This is a genomic window from Streptomyces sp. NBC_00122 (assembly GCF_045160845.1).
GTDB lineage: Bacteria > Actinomycetota > Actinomycetes > Streptomycetales > Streptomycetaceae > Streptomyces.
In genome coordinates this window covers 4325038-4342332 of sequence record NZ_CP108191.1, presented here as the reverse complement: position 1 = coordinate 4342332, position 17295 = coordinate 4325038, and the positions used below count along the sequence as shown (strand labels likewise).

At 72.9% G+C, this 17295-nt stretch carries 11 protein-coding genes; 5 read left to right on the top strand and 6 right to left on the bottom strand.

The genetic code is table 11. The features are described from left to right. Positions 1-116: 116 nt before the first annotated feature. Positions 117-890, top strand: coding sequence for a protein phosphatase 2C domain-containing protein (locus tag OG737_RS20755; protein WP_328927615.1), 774 nt, complete (start codon positions 117-119; stop codon positions 888-890). A 57-nt stretch (positions 891-947) separates the two neighbouring features. On the opposite strand, the gene OG737_RS20750 is transcribed toward OG737_RS20755, so the two are convergent. From OG737_RS20750 to OG737_RS20730, 5 genes are all read right to left on the bottom strand, one after another. Continuing rightward, entirely contained in the window at positions 948-1388 is a 441-nt protein-coding gene (locus OG737_RS20750) for a MarR family transcriptional regulator (protein ID WP_328927614.1), read from the bottom strand. A gap of 129 nt (positions 1389-1517) precedes the next feature. Then, entirely contained in the window at positions 1518-3929 is a 2412-nt protein-coding gene (lon, locus tag OG737_RS20745) for an endopeptidase La (protein WP_328927613.1), read from the bottom strand. Positions 3930-4030: 101 nt separating this feature from the next. Continuing rightward, positions 4031-4789, bottom strand: a complete 759-nt coding sequence (locus OG737_RS20740) for a DUF4097 family beta strand repeat-containing protein (RefSeq protein WP_328927612.1) — start codon at positions 4787-4789, stop codon at positions 4031-4033. Between the two features lie 65 nt (positions 4790-4854). Then, positions 4855-5763, bottom strand: coding sequence for a sulfurtransferase (locus OG737_RS20735; protein WP_328927611.1), 909 nt, complete (start codon positions 5761-5763; stop codon positions 4855-4857). Between the two features lie 73 nt (positions 5764-5836). Further along, on the bottom strand, positions 5837-7231 hold the full coding sequence (locus tag OG737_RS20730) for a glycosyltransferase family 39 protein (protein ID WP_328927610.1): 1395 nt from the start codon (positions 7229-7231) through the stop codon (positions 5837-5839). 36 nt (positions 7232-7267) lie between these two features. Between OG737_RS20730 and OG737_RS20725 the strand changes: the two genes are divergently transcribed. From OG737_RS20725 to OG737_RS20710, 4 genes are all read left to right on the top strand, one after another. Continuing rightward, positions 7268-7771 (top strand): hypothetical protein, encoded by a 504-nt coding sequence (locus OG737_RS20725; protein ID WP_328927609.1) that lies wholly within the window; start codon positions 7268-7270, stop codon positions 7769-7771. Between the two features lie 466 nt (positions 7772-8237). After that, complete coding sequence (locus OG737_RS20720; protein WP_328927608.1) at positions 8238-8978, top strand: response regulator transcription factor; 741 nt, start codon at positions 8238-8240, stop codon at positions 8976-8978. Then, positions 8975-10051 (top strand): HAMP domain-containing sensor histidine kinase, encoded by a 1077-nt coding sequence (locus OG737_RS20715; RefSeq protein WP_328927607.1) that lies wholly within the window; start codon positions 8975-8977, stop codon positions 10049-10051. Before OG737_RS20720 ends, OG737_RS20715 begins: the two co-directional genes overlap by 4 nt. A gap of 270 nt (positions 10052-10321) precedes the next feature. Continuing rightward, a complete protein-coding gene (locus OG737_RS20710; RefSeq protein WP_328927606.1) occupies positions 10322-14221 on the top strand; it encodes a multifunctional oxoglutarate decarboxylase/oxoglutarate dehydrogenase thiamine pyrophosphate-binding subunit/dihydrolipoyllysine-residue succinyltransferase subunit in 3900 nt (1299 codons plus the stop codon). Between the two features lie 61 nt (positions 14222-14282). Here OG737_RS20710 and fxsT read toward each other — a convergent pair whose 3' ends face one another. After that, complete coding sequence (fxsT, locus tag OG737_RS20705) at positions 14283-17285, bottom strand: FxSxx-COOH system tetratricopeptide repeat protein (RefSeq protein ID WP_328927605.1); 3003 nt, start codon at positions 17283-17285, stop codon at positions 14283-14285. Positions 17286-17295: the final 10 nt, after the last annotated feature.

Sequence of the window (17295 nt, the reverse complement as noted above, 5' to 3'; positions counted from 1 at the left end):
GCCGCGGGGCCTCGGCGGGGCTCCCGCCGGGCGTGCGGGGCCGCTCTCGCCCGCCCCGCCCGCATTGGTACGTACCTACCCGCGCACCGGACCCCCGCGCCCGGCAGAATGATGGCATGCGCATCGACCTCGCTTCGGCCCCCGGTAACGAGGAACGCCCCAATGAGGACTGGGTGTCGGCCGCGATCCCCGCCTCGGGCGGCGGCGTCGTGGTCGTCCTGGACGGGGTCACCCCGCCGCGCGGCGACGACGGATGCGTGCACGGAGTGCCGTGGTTCGCGACCCGGCTCGGCGGCCGATTGACCGAACTGTCCGGATCGCGGCGGGACATGCCGCTGGACCGGATCCTGGCGGAGGCCGTCCGCTCCACGGCCGAGGCACACCGGGACACCTGTGACCTTTCTCACGTCCGCACGCCGCAGGCGACGGTGGTCGTCGTCCGCTGGGACGAGGCGTACGTGGAGCACCTCGTGCTCTCGGACTCCGTACTGCTCCTGCAGGCTCCGGGCGGAGAGGTCACGGCCGTGCTCGACGACCGGCTGGACCGGGTCCCGCCGCACATGCTGCGGTCGGCGGAGGCGGCGGACACGCTGCGGAACGCGGAGGGCGGCTTCTTCACGGCGGCCGCCGATCCGGCGGTGGCGGCCCGGGCGGTGACGGGGCGCACCCCGCGCGGGCGGGTCCGGGCGGTGGCCGCGCTCACGGACGGGGCGAGCCGGTGGACGGACACGTTCGAGGAGGGCGACTGGTCGCAGTGCCTGGCGGTGCTGCGGAAGGAAGGCGCGCAGGGGCTGATCGGCCGGGTCCGCGCCATCGAGTCCGACCCGGCGCGCCCGTCGGGCCGGGGCAAGCGGCACGACGACGCGTCGGTGGTCTACGCGGAGCTGTAGGGCTGCGCCGCGGCTGCCGCGGCGCTTGCCCGGAGCGGCCCCGGGACTGCTCGGGGCCTACTCCTCGCCCGCGTTCAGCTGGTTGAGCAGCCGGGCCAGTTCCGCCACCTCGCCGCGGTCCCAGTCGGCGAGCTTGCGCATGTACTGCTCGCGCCGCGCGTCCCGTACCCGCAGGAACCGCTCGCGGCCCTCCTCGGTGAGGCCGACCAGGAAGGCCCGGCCGTCGGCGGGGTCCGGCTCGCGGGCGACCAGGCCCAGCACCTCCAGGGCCCGCAACTGGCGGCTCATGGTGGCCTTGCCGACGCCGAAGTACGCGGCGAGCTCGGTGGCCCGCTGCCGGCCGGCCGCCTCCAGGCGGGTGAGGAGTCCGTACGCGGCGGGTTCGAGCTCGGGGTGGAGCTCGCGGGCCATCTCGCCGGAGGAGGCGCGGGCGCGCCGGAGGAAGACGGACAGCTCCCGCTCCAAGGCAAGGAACTCCTGGTCTTCGCTCCCGTGCACGTCCGGCTCCCTCTGTGGTGTGTTGGGCCGCCAGTATTTCGCAGCGGACACGCCGACGGCCCGGGGCCCCGCCTGGGGGTCCCCCCGGACGGAGTCTGGGGGAGGGGACCCGGGCGCCGCTTCCCGCCCCTACGCGGCGGTGGTGTAGGGCACTTCCGTCCGGGCCCGGGTCCCGGCCAGGGCGAGCTCCAGGACCTGGCGCACATCCGTCACCGGGTGTACTTCCAGCCCCTCCAGCACCTCGGCCGGGACGTCGTCCAGGTCGGCCTCGTTGCGCTTGGGGATGATGACGGTGGTCAGCCCGGCCCGGTGCGCGGCCAGCAGCTTCTGCTTGACCCCGCCGATCGGCAGGACCCGCCCGGTCAGCGAGACCTCGCCGGTCATGGCCACGTCCGTGCGCACCTGGCGCCCGGAGAGCAGCGAGGCGAGCGCCGTCGTCATGGTGATGCCCGCGCTCGGCCCGTCCTTGGGCACCGCGCCCGCCGGGAAGTGGATGTGCACGCCCCGGTCCTTCAGGTCTGCCACCGGGAGTTCCAGTTCGGCGCCGTGCGAGCGCAGGAAGCTGAGCGCGATCTGCGCGGACTCCTTCATGACGTCACCGAGCTGGCCGGTGAGGGTCAGACCGGCCGCGCCCGTCTCGGGGTCGGCCAGCGAGGCCTCCACGAACAGCACGTCGCCGCCCGCGCCGGTCACGGCGAGGCCGGTGGCCACGCCGGGGACCGCGGTACGCCGCTCCGCCGGGTCCTGGGCGGACTCCGGCACGTGGTGCGGGCGTCCGATCAGGGCGCGCAGGTCGTCGGCGCCGATACTGAAGGGCAGCTCGCGCTCGCCCAGTTCGTGCTGCGAGGCCACCTTGCGGAGCAGCCGTGCGATGGACCGCTCCAGGGTCCGTACGCCCGCTTCGCGGGTGTACTCGCCGGCGAGCTTCCTGAACGCCTCCTCCTGCAGGACCACCTCGTCGGCGCCGAGGCCGGCGCGCTCCAGCTGGCGGGGCAGCAGGTGGTCGCGGGCGATGACGACCTTCTCGTCCTCGGTGTACCCGTCGAGGCGGACCAGCTCCATGCGGTCGGCCAGGGCCTCCGGGATGGCCTCCAGGACGTTGGCGGTGGCCAGGAACACCACGTCGCTGAGGTCGAGCTCCACCTCCAGGTAGTGGTCCCGGAAGGTGTGGTTCTGGGCCGGGTCCAGGACCTCCAGGAGGGCGGCGGCCGGGTCCCCGCGGAAGTCGGAGCCGACCTTGTCGATCTCGTCGAGCAGGACGACCGGGTTCATCGACCCGGCCTCCTTGATGGCCCGGACGATGCGGCCGGGCAGGGCGCCGACGTAGGTCCGGCGGTGTCCTCGTACCTCGGCCTCGTCGCGTACGCCGCCGAGCGCGACCCGGACGAACTTGCGGCCCATGGCGTGGGCGACGGACTCGCCGAGCGAGGTCTTGCCGACTCCGGGCGGTCCGACGAGCGCGAGGACGGCTCCGCCGCGGCGGCCGCCGATGACGCCCATGCCGCGCTCGGTGCGCCGCTTGCGCACGGCGAGGTACTCGGTGATGCGGTCCTTCACGTCGCTCAGCCCGGCGTGTTCGGCGTCGAGGACGGCGCGCGCGCCCTGGATGTCGTACCGGTCCTCGGTGCGCTCGTTCCAGGGCAGCTCCAGGACGGTGTCCAGCCAGGTGCGGATCCAGGAGCCCTCCGGGCTCTGGTCGCTGGCCCGCTCCAGCTTGTCGACCTCCTTGAGCGCGGCCTCGCGGACCTTCTCGGGGAGGTCCGCGGCCTCGACGCGGCTGCGGTAGTCGTCGGACTCCTCGCCCTCCTTCTCCCCGTTCAGCTCGCGCAGCTCCTTGCGGACGGCCTCCAGCTGCCGGCGCAGCAGGAACTCGCGCTGCTGCTTGTCGACGCCGTCCTGTACGTCCTTGGCGATGGATTCGGCGACGTCCTGTTCGGCGAGGTGGTCGCTGAGTGCCTTGACGGCCAGCTTGAGCCGCGCGACGGGGTCGGCGGTCTCCAGCAGTTCGACCTTCTGCTCGACCGTCAGGAACGGCGAGTACCCGGAGTTGTCGGCGAGCGCCGACACCCCTTCGATCTGCTGGACCCGGTCGACGACCTGCCAGGCCCCGCGCTTCTTGAGCCAGCTGGTGGCGAGCGCCTTGTACTCCTTGACGAGCTCGGCGACCGCACCCGGCAACGGGTCCGGCACGTGCTCGGTGACGGTCTCGCCCTCGACCCACAGTGCGGCCCCGGGTCCGGTCGTACCGGCGCCGATGCGGACGCGGCCGCGGCCGCGGATGAGCGCGCCGGGATCCCCGTCGGAGAGCCTCCCCACCTGCTCGACGGTCCCGAGCACACCCGTGCCCGCGTACTTCCCGTCGATCCGCGGCACGAGCAGCACTCGGGGCTTCCCGCCGCTGCCCGCCGCGGCCTGGGCCGCCTCCACGGCCCCGCGCACCTCGGCGTCGGACAGGTCCAGCGGAACGACCATCCCAGGCAGCACGACCTCGTCGTCGAGCGGCAGCACGGGCAGAGTGAGCGTTACGGACGTCGAAGCCATGATCTTCCCTCCGGCAGTGAAGTTGAGCTATGCCGACTCAATGCATGTGCGCCGCCCGTTGTTCCCCAACAGCCGTTCGCCCGGGGCGAACGGCTGAGGGGTCAGCCGGCCGGTGTGGAGACGCGGACGTTGCCCGAGGTGGTCTTCGCCGCGAGGCGGGAGGGAGCCGAGGGGTCCGCGGGGACAGTGACGTCGCGGGTGCCGGAGGTGGTGGTGACCGCGAGCTGGTAGGGGGCCGGGGGGACCTTCAGGATGACGTCGCCCGAGGTGGTTTCGGCGCGGACCGAGGACGGGGCCACCGCGAAGTGCAGGCGGGCGTCACCCGATTCCGAGTGGACGTCCGCGCTCGGGCCGGACAGGCCGGTGGCGGTGATCCCGCCCGAGGAGGTGGTGGCCTTCAGCGGGCCCGTGACGCGGTCGGCCCGGACCTCACCGGAGTCGGCCGTCAGCTCGGCCGCCGCCACGCCCGTGACCGTGATGCGGCCGCTGCTGCTCTCCAGCCTGACCGTGGCGGAGGCCGGGACCTCCAGGCGGTAGTCGATGAAACAGGTGGCGTCGCAGCCGCTGGAGAAGGTGAGCACGCCCGCGGTGACCCGCTGTCCGGGCGTCGGGGCGGTGTCCCCGCGGTAGTGGACGGTCCGGCGGACCGTGACTCCGGCCCCGTTTCCGGCGGTGACCTCGATCGAGCCGGCCCGGGCGCCCGTGACCTCCACCGCCGTGACGGCCTCGGTGACCGTGGCGTCGGCCGTCGCCTTCTTCTGCGGGCCGTCCCCGAGGGAGCAGCCCGCCAGCAGGAGCCCGGCCCCGAGGGCGACGACGGCGGTGCGGGCGGGGCGACGTGACACGGCGTGAGAGATCATGGTCACGAGTCTCGGGCGGAAAGCGCCCGCGGCCGATGGGGCGGGTCCCCGGTCCTGTGGTGGGGTTATCCCCCGCTGCGGCCCGCGTCCCCGGCCGCCGGCCCGGGGCCCGTGACCACCGGCCGCCGGTCCGAGGGCATGCCCCATTCGCTCCACGAGCCGTCGTACACGGCCAGGTCCCGGTAGCCGGCGAGGGTGGCGCCGAGGGCCAGGACGCAGGCCGTCACTCCCGATCCGCAGCTGAAGTAGAGGCGCTCCCGGTCGCCGGTCAGCGCGCCGATGGCCGCGCGGAGTTCCTCCGCCGGCCGCATCAGGCCGTCGGGGCGCTGGAGTTCGGCGAAGGGCAGGTTGAACGCGCCCGGCATGTGGCCGCCGCGCAGGCCCGGGCGGGGTTCGGGAGCGGTGCCGGCGAAGCGCTCACGGGTGCGGGCGTCCAGGACGGCCGCGGCCGGGTCGGCCAGGGCCGCGGCCACGGTGGCGCTGTCGGCCAGCAGTCCGGGGCGGGGGCGTGCGGTGAAGGAGCCGCGCGGGCCGTCGTATTCCGGGCCGGAGGCCTCCACGGGCAGGCCGGCGGCCTTCCAGGCGGGCAGTCCCCCGTCGAGTACGGCGGCCCGGTCGAAGCCCATCGCGCGCAGCATCCACCAGGCGCGGGCGCTGGAGTAGATGCCGGCGCCGTCGTAGACGACCACGGTGGAGGTGTCGTCGACGCCGAGGGCCCGCATCGCCTCGCTGAACCGCGCGGCGCCGGGCATGGTGTGCGGAGCGGGGGCGTCGTGGTCGGACAGGTCCCCGTCGAGGTCGAAGGGGCGGGCGCCCGGAATCCGGTGGGCGGCGCCGCGATGGGCGCCGACGGAGGCGTCGAAGAGCACCAGCCCGGGCACGGTCAGCCGCTCCGCGAGCCAGCCCGCGCCGACCAGCGGTCCGGGGATCTCTGAAACGGCCTCTCGGGACGGGGAGTTCTGGGACGTGGGCATGCAGCGCCTCCTGTGCGAACCGGGTCGCCCCATCCTCGCAACCGGCCCGTCGCGAGAACGCGCCCGGGCGGGCTCAGGGTCCGCCGCAGCCTCCGGGGCGGGCGTACACGGCGACCCGGGCTCCGCGTACCGCGGTGACCGAGCACAGGTCGAACCAGGCGGCCAGCGTCTGCCGCTTCACGGCCTCCCGCGGGTACGGGTCCAGCGGCTGGCCGGCCGGGTCCAGCAGGGCGATCACCCGGGGGGATCCGATCAGCGCCTCCCGGATGGCGAGCGACGGCAGCTCGGTGCCCTGCAGGCTGCGCGAAGCCGCCGGGGTGCGGTCCAGGGCCACGTCGCGCAGCTGCGCGTAGACGTCCGGCGAGGACAGCAGCCATTCGCGCCGCCGCGACGGCAGGAAGGCCACCGCGTCCCCCGGCCGGGCCTGCTCCCGGACGGCGGCGGCCACCGCGAGGACGTCGTCCTTGCGGCTCTCGGGCGTGCGCAGCCACGCCGACCAGAAGGCGAAGGGCACCAGGAGGGCGGCGGCCGCGAGCCACGGCCACCAGCCGCGGGCCGACGCCAGCCGGGCGCCCGCCAGCAGGGCCGGCCCGGCCAGCGCGTAGAGCACGTACCGGTCGACGTACCAGGGGTCGAGGAGGGAGACCGCCAGCAGCAGGCCGGGCGGCAGCAGGGCCAGCGGCAGGGCCACGCGTACGAGCTCTCCCGGTGCGCCCCGCGCGAGCAGCAGGGCGGCCGCCGCGAGGACCCCGTACGCCGCCCAGTCCTGCCAGCCCGGCCGGCCGAGCCAGCCGAGCTGCTGCTGCGCCTGCCGGGCGCTCACCAGGGCCAGTGGCAGGAGCAGGGCCACGACGGTCCCGGCGGCGACGCGCCAGCCGCGCGAGCGCCAGGCGCTGAAGGCGTGCGCGAGCAGGGCCAGTACCGCGAACTCGTGCAGCCAGCAGCCGAGCAGCAGCACCGCCGCGTACGCCGTCCACCGCTCGCGCAGCATCAGGTACGTCGCCCACACCACGGCGGCGGCGACCAGGGCGTACGAGCGGCCCTCCTGGGCGTACATCTGCACGGGCGGCAGCACGGCGTAGGTGAGCCCGGCGATCAACGCGGCCCGCTCCCCCGAGAGCCGGTGGGCGATCGCGGCCACCCCGGCGGCCGCGAGGGCGGTGGCGGCGACGGAGGGCAGCCGCAGGGCCCACAGGCCGCCGTCCCAGACCAGGAGCACACCGTGCATGAGCAGGTAGTACAGGCCGTGCACGGCGTCCACCTGGCCCAGCAGCTCCCGGATCCCGCCGAGCGGGCGGTGGGCCACCTGCCAGGTGACCGACTCGTCGCGCCACATGCTGCCGCGCCGCTCCAGGCCCCAGAGGCCGAGGAGGACGGCGAGCAGCGGGGGCAGGACGCGCCAGGACCAGGGGGCGATGCGGGTGATGGCTGCCTCCGGGAACTGTCGCGACGGGCGTGGGGACTCCATACTCGGGGTTCGGGGGAAGTACCTGCGGAGGTGGGTGTGCGAGCGTACCGGGCGGTGGCAGGAGCGGTGCTGTGCGCGGTGGTCCTGGCGGGCTGCGGGGCGTCCGGATCCGGGAGCGGCGACGACGCGCCCCCGACGTCACCGTCCCGGGCCCCGGCGCCGAGCGGCGCCGCGAGCCCGACGGCCGGCAAGCCGCCCTCCGCGGACCAGACCCTGGTACGGGTCACCCGCACCGGCGGCTTCGCGGGCCAGACGCACTCGCTCGTCGTCAAGGACGACGGGTCGTGGACCCGGCTGGACGGCGGGGCGAAGCCGGAGGGCACCGGAAAGCTGTCGGAAGCCGAGCTGGCCGCGCTGCGCACCGCGCTGCGCGAGGCGGACTTCGCCGGGCTGCCGCGGATCGCGACGGGCGGCCCCACGATCTACGACGGGTTCTCCTACGAGTTCGTGCACGGCGGTTTCGAGGTGGCGGGCGCCGAGGGCAGCCTGGCCCCGGCCCTGGGCAAGGTCCTGGCCGCGCTCCCCCCGTTCACCCAGTAGCAGGCGGGCCCGTCCCCGCGGCCGGGATCTCCCACGGCTGCCGGTCCGGGCCCGGCCTGTTCGAGGACCCGTACGTGGATCCGGACACGGCGGCCGAGTGGTGGGCCGGGCCGGTTCCACGGCTCCGGGGGCCGCGGCGCGGCGTCACTCACCGACGGTCCTGACAAATCCGGAGGGATTCCTTCCGCTCTCCGCGAAACTCTCCGCGAAACCGGAGCCGTACCTGCGCAACGTGGACAAGGCCGTCGCGGGACGGGCTGTCGTCGCAGGGCACGCAGACAGCTGCGCGGGGTCCTCGCCCCGCCCGCCGGGAGCCGGTCCCGCGGGGGGTCCGGCGCCCGGTACATCCCGCCCTCTACCAGGATGATCAGCACAAATGCCCTGTCCGAACCCCGCATAGCCGCAGGCCGGTGCCTCCTCTACGCTGCACCCCACCACGCAGATCTTCATGGGGCGGGACCGGGACATGGAACAGACACACACCACCCACAACGGCGCCTCGGCGACCCCCGGCGCCCAGCGGCGCGTACTCGTCGTCGAGGACGACCACACCATCGCCGAGGCGATCGCGGCCCGCCTGCGGGCCGAGGGCTTCCAGGTGCAGACGGCCGCGGACGGCCCGGCCGCCGTCGCCGCGGCCGAGAGCTGGCTGCCCGAGCTGCTGGTCCTCGACATCATGCTGCCGGGCTTCGACGGCCTGGAGGTCTGCCGCCGGGTCCAGGCCCAGCGGCCGGTCCCGGTGCTGATGCTCACCGCCCGGGACGACGAGACCGACCTGCTGGTCGGGCTCGGGGTCGGCGCCGACGACTACATGACGAAGCCGTTCTCGATGCGCGAGCTGGCCGCGCGCGTCCACGTACTGCTGCGGCGCGTGGAACGGGCCACTCTGGCCGCGCACGCCCCGCGCGGGGCCACGCTGCGCCTGGGCGACCTGGAGATCGACCACGCGCAGCGCCGGGTCCGCGTGCAAGCCGAGGACGTGCACCTGACGCCGACCGAGTTCGACCTGCTGGTGTGCCTGGCCGGCACCCCGCGGGCGGTGCTCTCGCGGGAGCAGCTGCTGGCCGAGGTGTGGGACTGGGCCGACGCGTCCGGGACCCGTACGGTCGACAGCCACATCAAGGCCCTGCGCCGCAAGATCGGCGCGGAGCGGATCCGCACGGTCCACGGCGTCGGGTACGCCCTGGAGACCCCGGCGCAGGCGTGAACAGCACACCCGGGCAGCGCTCCGCCGGGGCCCTGCGGCCCTTCTCGCCGTTCTCGATCAAGACCAAGCTGGGCACCCTCGTGGTGGTCTCGGTCTTCATCACGACGGGCCTGCTGCTGGTGGCCCTGCGCACCGACACCGAGCTGCGGTTCATCACGGTCTTCTCGGTGATCGCCTCGATGCTGATCACCCAGTTCGTGGCGCACAGCCTGACGTCGCCGCTGGACGACATGACGACGGTGGCCCGGGCGATCTCCCACGGCGACTTCACCCGCCGGGTGCGCGGCGCGGGACGCCGGGACGAGCTGGGCGACCTGGCCTCCACGATCAACCTGATGGCGGACGACCTGGAGGCGGTGGACCGGCACCGCAAGCTGCTGGTCGCCAACGTCTCGCACGAACTGCGCACGCCGATCGCGGCGCTGCGCGCGGTGCTGGAGAACGTGGTGGACGGGGTCTCGGCCGCCGATCCGGAGACCATGCGCACGATGCTGAAGCAGACCGAGCGCCTCGGCCGGCTCGTGGAGACGCTGCTGGACCTGTCCCGGGTGGACAACGGCGTGGTCCCGCTGCGCGCCCGCCGGTTCGAGGTGTGGCCGTACCTGTCGGGGGTGCTGAAGGAGTCGGCGCTGGCGGCCGCGGGCCGGCCGGGGCTGTCCAGCGGCTCCGGCGGGCACACCCGCAACGACGTGCACCTGCACCTGGACGTGTTCCCGCCCGAGCTGACGGCGTACGCGGACGCCGAGCGGCTGCACCAGGTGGTGGCGAACCTGATCGACAACGCGGTCAAGCACAGCCCCCCGCACGGCCGGGTCACGGTCCGCGCGCGGGCCGGCGACACGCCCGGCAGCCTGGCGCTGGAGGTGCGGGACGAAGGTCCCGGCATCCCGGAGGCGGAGCGGCACCGGGTCTTCGAGCGGTTCAACCGGGGCAGCGCGCGCGGCGGCGACGGCGGTACGGGGCTGGGCCTGGCGATCGCCCGCTGGGCCGTGGAGCTGCACGGGGGGCGGATCAGAGTGGCCGAATCGTCACGGGGCTGCCGCATCCTCGTCACGCTTCCGGGCAGCTCGTAGGCGCTGTGTTGACGTAGGGTTCGAGTGGGAAGGACATGATCTCGGCCACACGTACCCGGGGTCCGTCAGGGGTGCGAAGCCATGAGGCCGCAACCTCGGTGCCCCCTACCCGAACCACACGTGTTTCCCGCCATTCCAGGCGATGAAACCCGCCGTTCGATGTGACCTACGCGACGGAAGTCCCGCCCGGTCTGCATCTCGCGGTCCAGGAGGCGTAGCCTTTATTCCCGCTGTCCATACCTTGTGAAGCGGAAGAGGGCGGTTGCCGCCGTGTCGCCACAGTCCCCCAGTAACTCGAGCACCACGACCGAAGCAGCAGGGGGCGGGAAGAACCCCGCCTCAGGCTTCGGCGCCAATGAGTGGCTCGTCGACGAGATCTATCAGCAGTACCTCCAGGACCCGAACTCGGTCGACCGGGCCTGGTGGGACTTCTTCGCCGACTACAAGCCGGGGGCTGCCGCTCCGGTGAAGTCCGAAGAGCCGAAGAAGACCACTGCGACGACGGACGGCGCCTCCGCACAGGCCGCCACCACCGTCACCGCAGCCCCCCAGGCCGCCGACGCCGCCGCCACGGGGGCGGCGAGCGCCGGTGCGAGCACCCGCTCCACTGGAGCGGCTGCCACCGCGCCCTCCGCCGCGCCCACGCCTGTGTCAGCTCCTGCCCCTGCTCCTGCCACCCCCTCTGGTGCCCCTGCTGTGACTGTCACCTCCCAGGCCCCGGCCGCCGCACCGGCCGCGCCCGCCTCCTCCGCCGTAGCCGCTCAGAAGGCCGCGCCCGCCACCGAGGCCCCCGCGGGCCCCGAGCTGGTGACGCTCCGCGGCCCGGCTGCCGCCGTCGCGAAGAACATGAACGCCTCGCTGGACGTGCCGACGGCCACGTCCGTCCGCGCCGTCCCGGTGAAGCTGCTGTTCGACAACCGCATCGTCATCAACAACCACCTCAAGCGCGCCCGGGGCGGGAAGATCTCCTTCACCCACCTCATCGGCTACGCGATGGTGCAGGCGATCAAGGCCATGCCGGCCATGAACCACTCCTTCGCGGAGAAGGACGGCAAGCCGACCCTGGTCAAGCCGGAGCACATCAACTTCGGTCTCGCGATCGACCTGGTGAAGCCGAACGGCGACCGCCAGCTGGTCGTCGCCGGCATCAAGAAGGCCGAGACCCTCAACTTCTTCGAGTTCTGGCAGGCCTACGAGGACATCGTCCGCCGCGCCCGTGTCGGCAAGCTGACGATGGATGACTTCACCGGCGTCACCGTCTCGCTGACCAACCCCGGCGGCCTGGGCACCGTGCACTCCGTGCCCCGCCTGATGCCCGGACAGTCGGTCATCATGGGCGTCGGCTCCATGGACTACCCCGCCGAGTTCCAGGGCACCTCGCAGGACACCCTGAACAAGCTGGGCATCTCCAAGGTCATGACCCTGACCTCGACCTACGACCACCGGGTCATCCAGGGCGCGGCCTCCGGCGAGTTCCTGCGCATCGTCGCGAACCTGCTGCTCGGCGAGAGCGGCTTCTACGACGACGTCTTCGAGGCGCTGCGCATCCCGTACGAGCCGGTCCGCTGGAACCGCGACATCGACGCCAGCCACGACGACGACGTCACGAAGGCCGCCCGCGTCTTCGAGCTGATCCACTCCTACCGGGTCCGCGGCCATGTCATGGCCGACACCGACCCGCTGGAGTACAAGCAGCGCAAGCACCCCGACCTCGACATCACCGAGCACGGCCTCACCCTGTGGGACCTGGAGCGCGAGTTCGCGGTCGGCGGCTTCTCCGGCAAGTCGATGATGAAGCTCCGCGACATCCTCGGCGTGCTGCGCGACTCGTACTGCCGCACCACCGGCGTCGAGTTCATGCACATCCAGGACCCCAAGCAGCGCCGCTGGATCCAGGACCGCATCGAGCGTCCGCACACCAAGCCGGAGCGCGAGGAGCAGCTGCGCATCCTGCGCCGCCTGAACGCGGCGGAGGCCTTCGAGACCTTCCTGCAGACGAAGTACGTCGGCCAGAAGCGCTTCTCCCTGGAGGGCGGCGAGTCCGTCATCCCGCTGCTCGACGCCGTCATCGACTCGGCCGCCGAGGCCCGCCTCGAAGAGGTCGTCATCGGCATGGCCCACCGCGGCCGCCTGAACGTGCTCGCGAACATCGTCGGCAAGTCGTACGCGCAGATCTTCCGCGAGTTCGAGGGCAACCTCGACCCGAAGTCCATGCACGGCTCCGGCGACGTCAAGTACCACCTGGGCGCCGAGGGCACCTTCACGGGCCTGGACGGCGAGCAGATCAAGGTCTCGCTCGTCGCCAACCCCTCCCACCTGGAGGCCGTCGACCCGGTCCTGGAGGGTGTCGCCCGCGCCAAGCAGGACGTCATCAACAAGGGCGGCACGGACTTCACGGTCCTCCCGCTGGCCCTGCACGGCGACGCGGCCTTCGCGGGCCAGGGTGTGGTCGCCGAGACGCTGAACATGTCGCAGCTGCGCGGCTACCGCACCGGCGGCACCGTGCACGTGGTCATCAACAACCAGGTCGGCTTCACCGCCGCACCGGAGTCCTCGCGTTCGTCCATGTACGCGACCGACGTGGCCCGCATGATCGAGGCGCCGATCTTCCACGTGAACGGCGACGACCCGGAGGCAGTGGTCCGCGTCGCGCGGCTCGCCTTCGAGTTCCGTCAGGCGTTCAACAAGGACGTGGTCATCGACCTCATCTGCTACCGCCGCCGCGGCCACAACGAGTCCGACAACCCGGCGTTCACGCAGCCGCTGATGTACGACCTGATCGACAAGAAGCGCTCGGTGCGCAAGCTGTACACCGAGTCCCTCATCGGTCGCGGCGACATCACGCTGGAAGAGGCCGAGCAGGCGCTCCAGGACTTCCAGGGCCAGCTGGAGAAGGTCTTCGCGGAGGTCCGCGAGGCCGCCGCGCAGCCCGCCGTCGGCGCCCCGGTGCCGCCGGCCCAGGTCGCGCAGCAGTTCCCGGTCACCGTGAACACCGCGATCTCCCAGGACGTCGTCAAGCGGATCGCCGAGTCCCAGGTCAACATCCCCGAACACGTCACCGTCCACCCGCGTCTGCTGCCGCAGCTGCAGCGCCGTGCGGCGATGATCGACGAGGGCACCATCGACTGGGGCATGGGCGAGACCCTGGCCTTCGGCTCGCTGCTGATGGAGGGCACCCCGGTCCGGCTGTCCGGCCAGGACTCCCGCCGCGGCACGTTCGGCCAGCGCCACGCGGTCCTCATCGACCGGGAGACCGGCGAGGACTACACCCCGCTGCAGTACCTGTCGGACGAGCAGGCCCGTTACAACGTCTACGACTCGCTGCTCTCCGAGTACGCGGCCATGGGCTTCGAGTACGGCTACTCGCTGGCCCGCCCGGACGCGCTGGTCCTCTGGGAGGCCCAGTTCGGTGACTTCGTCAACGGCGCGCAGACCGTCGTCGACGAGTTCATCTCCTCGGCCGAGCAGAAGTGGGGCCAGACTTCCGGCGTCACGCTGCTCCTGCCGCACGGCTACGAGGGCCAGGGCCCGGACCACTCGTCCGCGCGCCCCGAGCGCTTCCTGCAGATGTGCGCGCAGGACAACATGACGGTCGCGATGCCGACCCTGCCGTCGAACTACTTCCACCTGCTGCGCTGGCAGGTCCACAACCCGCACCACAAGCCGCTCATCGTCTTCACCCCGAAGTCGATGCTGCGTCTGAAGGCGGCGGCGTCGAAGGCGGAGGAGTTCACCACCGGTTCGTTCCGTCCGGTCATCGGCGACGCGACGGTGGAGCCGAACGCGGTCCGCAAGGTCGTCTTCTGCGCGGGCAAGGTCTACTACGACCTGGAGGCCGAGCGGCAGAAGCGCGGCATCACGGACACCGCGATCATCCGCATCGAGCGGCTGTACCCGCTGGCGGGCGCTGAGCTCCAGGCGGAGATCGCCAAGTTCCCGAACGCGGCGAAGTACATCTGGGCCCAGGAGGAGCCGGCGAACCAGGGTGCGTGGCCGTTCATCGCGCTGAACCTGATCGACCACCTCGACCTGGCGGTCGGCGCGGACGTCCCGGCGGGCGAGCGCCTGCGGCGCATCTCGCGCCCGCACGGCTCGTCGCCCGCCGTCGGCTCGGCGAAGCGCCACCAGGCGGAGCAGCAGCTCCTGCTGAACGAGGTCTTCGAGGCCTAGTCGCCGCGCGGCCCAGCAGTGGAAGGCCCGGCCCCCTCACGGGGAGCCGGGCCTTCCGGCTCTACGGCTGGGGCTCGAAGTCCCAGTACGGGCGGGCCTGCTGGCGGGCCGAGACCGTGTGGACGTGTTGCGGGCCCAGTGTCCGGATGAGGCCCTTGATGCCGGCCTCCTCGTGCTTGCCGGCCTCCGCGTCCTCCCGTACCGACCGCAGGTCCGCGGCCAGCGCGATCTGCGCGCTCAGCGTCATGGGGTGGTCCGGGCCCAGCACCTGCTCGGCGGTGCGCAGCGTCTCGCGGCTCAGGTCCAGCGCGTCTTCCAGGCGCCCGGTGATGTTGCGGTGTCCGGTGGCGTTCAGGGCGCAGCCCAGCGTCCAGGGGTGCCGGTCGCCCAGTGCGCCCCGCATGCCGACCAGCGCCTGTTCGGCGAGCGAGAGGGCTTCGGCCCGCTCGCCCTGGGCCCGCAGCACCAGGCCGAGGTTGCCGACCGTGCCGATGCTGTACGGGTGGGCGAGGCCCAGCTGGGACTGGTAGCCGCGGACCACGTCCTCGGAGATCCGGCGGGCCTCGCCGATGTCCCCGTACTCCCTGAGGTAGGTGGCGTAGTCGGAGGCCACCATCAGCGTCCACGGGTAGTCGATGCCGAAGACCCGCGTGGCCCGTTCCCACACGGCCCGCAGCCGCATGCCCGCACCGGGGATGTCCCCGGAACGCCGCAGGCACAGCCCGAGGTTGTGCTCGGCGCGCAGGGTCTGCGGGTGGCCCAGCCCCAGCACCTGGGTGTTGAGCTTGAGCCCCTGCTCCTGCCGGGTCTGCGCCTCCCGGTAGCGGCCCATCATCCGCAGCCCCATGGCGCAGGCGATGCCGGAGGAGAGGGTGGAGATGTGCTGGGCCCGCAGCACCCGCTCGCGGCGGCGCAGGGTGTCCAGGTCGAGGTCGTAGGCGTCCTGGTAGCGGCCCAGCAGCCGGTAGGTGGCGGCCAGGTTGTTCTGGGCGCCGAGCGTCGTCGAGTCGTCCTCGCCGAGCAGCTCGCGGTACATGGCCAGGCAGTGCTCGAAGATCTTGCGGGCCGGCTCGAACTTGGCGATGCACAGCAGGACTCCGCCGTACGCGCTGCTGGCGCGCAGGGTCTCCAGGTCGCGGTCGCCGCGTTCGCCGGTGAGCCGGTCGGCGACGGCCTTGGTGAGGGTCTCGGCGCGGCGGAAGAGGCCGAGGTTGCGCAGCGCTCCGCCGTACTGGTAGCTGAGCTCGCGGACCTTGGGGTGGTCCTCGCCGAGCATGGCGCGCCAGGCGTGGTCGGTCTCCTCGGAGAGCCGCAGGCAGGTGCGGTACTCCCCGGCGAGGATCAGGTAGCGCAGGCAGTGCAGCAGGAAGGTCTGGATGCGCGGGTTGCTGCTGGTCAGCACCCCGGCGGTGGCCAGGTGCGGGATGAGCTCGGCGTAGCGGGGCCACAGCCGGGAGTCGGACGGCCGGCCGGGGTCGGCGGCGGCGAGGACCTGGCGGACGGCGCGGGAGAGCGGTTCGGCCTCGTCCTCGGAGAGGTTGTCCCGGACGATGCCGTGGACCATGCGGTGCAGCTGTACGGTCTCCAGCCCGCCGCCGCCCTCCTCCACGGGCAGGTCGGAGTACTCCAGGCGGACCACGGAGAACTGGACGAGCTTGTTGAGGGCCGCGTTCCACCGGATCTGGTCGTTGATCAGCCCGGCGAGTTCCTCGGGCACCTCGTCGGCGGGGAATTCGCGCAGCAGCCGCAGCGGCACCGGCCCGGGTGCGAAGAAGACGAACAGCCGCAGCAGGGCGAGGGCGTCGGGGAAGTTCTCCCGGACGTTGTTGAGCAGTATGGCCAGGGCCGTGGGGAAGGGCAGCGGGTAGTCGTCGGAGACGGTGACGGCCTCGCGGGAGTCCATCCGGCGCTGGAGCAGCGCCAGGTAGTCGCCGACGGTCAGCGGGGAGTCGGCGAGCCAGCCGGCGGTCTGGTCGAGGGCGAGCGGGTAGTCCTCCAGGGCCTCGGCGAGCTGGTCGGCCTCCACGGCGGTGAGCCGCAGCGCACGGCGCCGGATGAAGGTGATGGACTCGGGGCGGGCGTAGAGCGGTACTTCGACGAGGTTGGTGTGCCGGGAGGCCCACTCGCGGTTGCGGGAGGTGATGATGACGTCGCCCGCGCCGGAGGGCAGCAGGTCGGTGAGGTCGTCGGGGTTGTCGCAGCCGTCGAAGACGATCAGCCAGCGGCTGTAAGGGGATCCGCGCCGCAGTGCTTCCAGGACGGCGCGGATCTGCTCGCCGTAGCTGCCGGCGCCGCGCGGCAGGCCGAGGGCGGGGGCCAGGTCGGCGAGGCGTTCGCGCAGGGTGGGCCGGTCCTCGGCGGGGACCCACCACACCACGTCGTACTCGGAGGCGAAGCGGTAGGCGTACTCGGTGGCGACCTGGGTCTTGCCGACGCCGGAGAGCCCGAGCAGGGTGACGGTGGAGGCGCCGGCCGGGGCTTCGGCGAGCGCCGCGCGCAGGGTGCCGATGACGTCGTTGCGGCCGGTGAAGCGCGGGTTCCGGCGCGGGACCCGGCCCCAGATCTCGGGCGGGTCGTTGGGGAAGCGGGGGCCGCGTCGGCCGCTCTCGGTGCCGATCCGGTCGGTGGGCAGCTCCAGGCGGCGCAGCACGCGGTACTCCGCCTCGTACGCGTCCAGGCCCCACAGGTCGGTCTTCTCCAGGACGGCCACGGCGCTGGGCAGCGGGGAGTCGGTGAGGCAGACCGCCGCGAACCGGTCGCGGTGGCGGTCGGTCACCGCGCGCAGGGCGGTGTTCCACTCCTCGTCGGTGTGGGTCCCGGCCGAGAAGTAGCGTTCGCTGAGGACGAGGAGGACCCGGCTGCCGGAGCGGGCGAGGTCGTCGAGGGCCTGGGCGAGGCCGGGCCTGTTCTGCGGGTCCCAGCGCTGGAGGGCGACGCGGTGGCCGTGCTCCTCCAGCCGGTGGGCGATCCACACGGCCCAGGGCCGGTTGAACCCGGCGAAGCTGATGACGAACCGCTGCGGCCCAGCGGCTGAAATGGTCTGTTCCTGCCGACTACCGGTCATGCGGCCGTCT

Excerpts from the sequence above, each read along its gene's own strand:
- OG737_RS20720 (WP_328927608.1), top strand. The coding sequence starts at position 8,238 with ATGGAACAGACACACACCACCCACAACGGCGCCTCGGCGACCCCCGGC.
- OG737_RS20740 (WP_328927612.1), bottom strand. The coding sequence starts at position 4,789 with ATGATCTCTCACGCCGTGTCACGTCGCCCCGCCCGCACCGCCGTCGTC.
- lon (WP_328927613.1), bottom strand. The coding sequence starts at position 3,929 with ATGGCTTCGACGTCCGTAACGCTCACTCTGCCCGTGCTGCCGCTCGAC.
- fxsT (WP_328927605.1), bottom strand. The coding sequence starts at position 17,285 with ATGACCGGTAGTCGGCAGGAACAGACCATTTCAGCCGCTGGGCCGCAG.
- OG737_RS20755 (WP_328927615.1), top strand. The coding sequence starts at position 117 with ATGCGCATCGACCTCGCTTCGGCCCCCGGTAACGAGGAACGCCCCAAT.
- OG737_RS20730 (WP_328927610.1), bottom strand. The coding sequence starts at position 7,231 with ATGGAGTCCCCACGCCCGTCGCGACAGTTCCCGGAGGCAGCCATCACC.
- OG737_RS20735 (WP_328927611.1), bottom strand. The coding sequence starts at position 5,763 with ATGCCCACGTCCCAGAACTCCCCGTCCCGAGAGGCCGTTTCAGAGATC.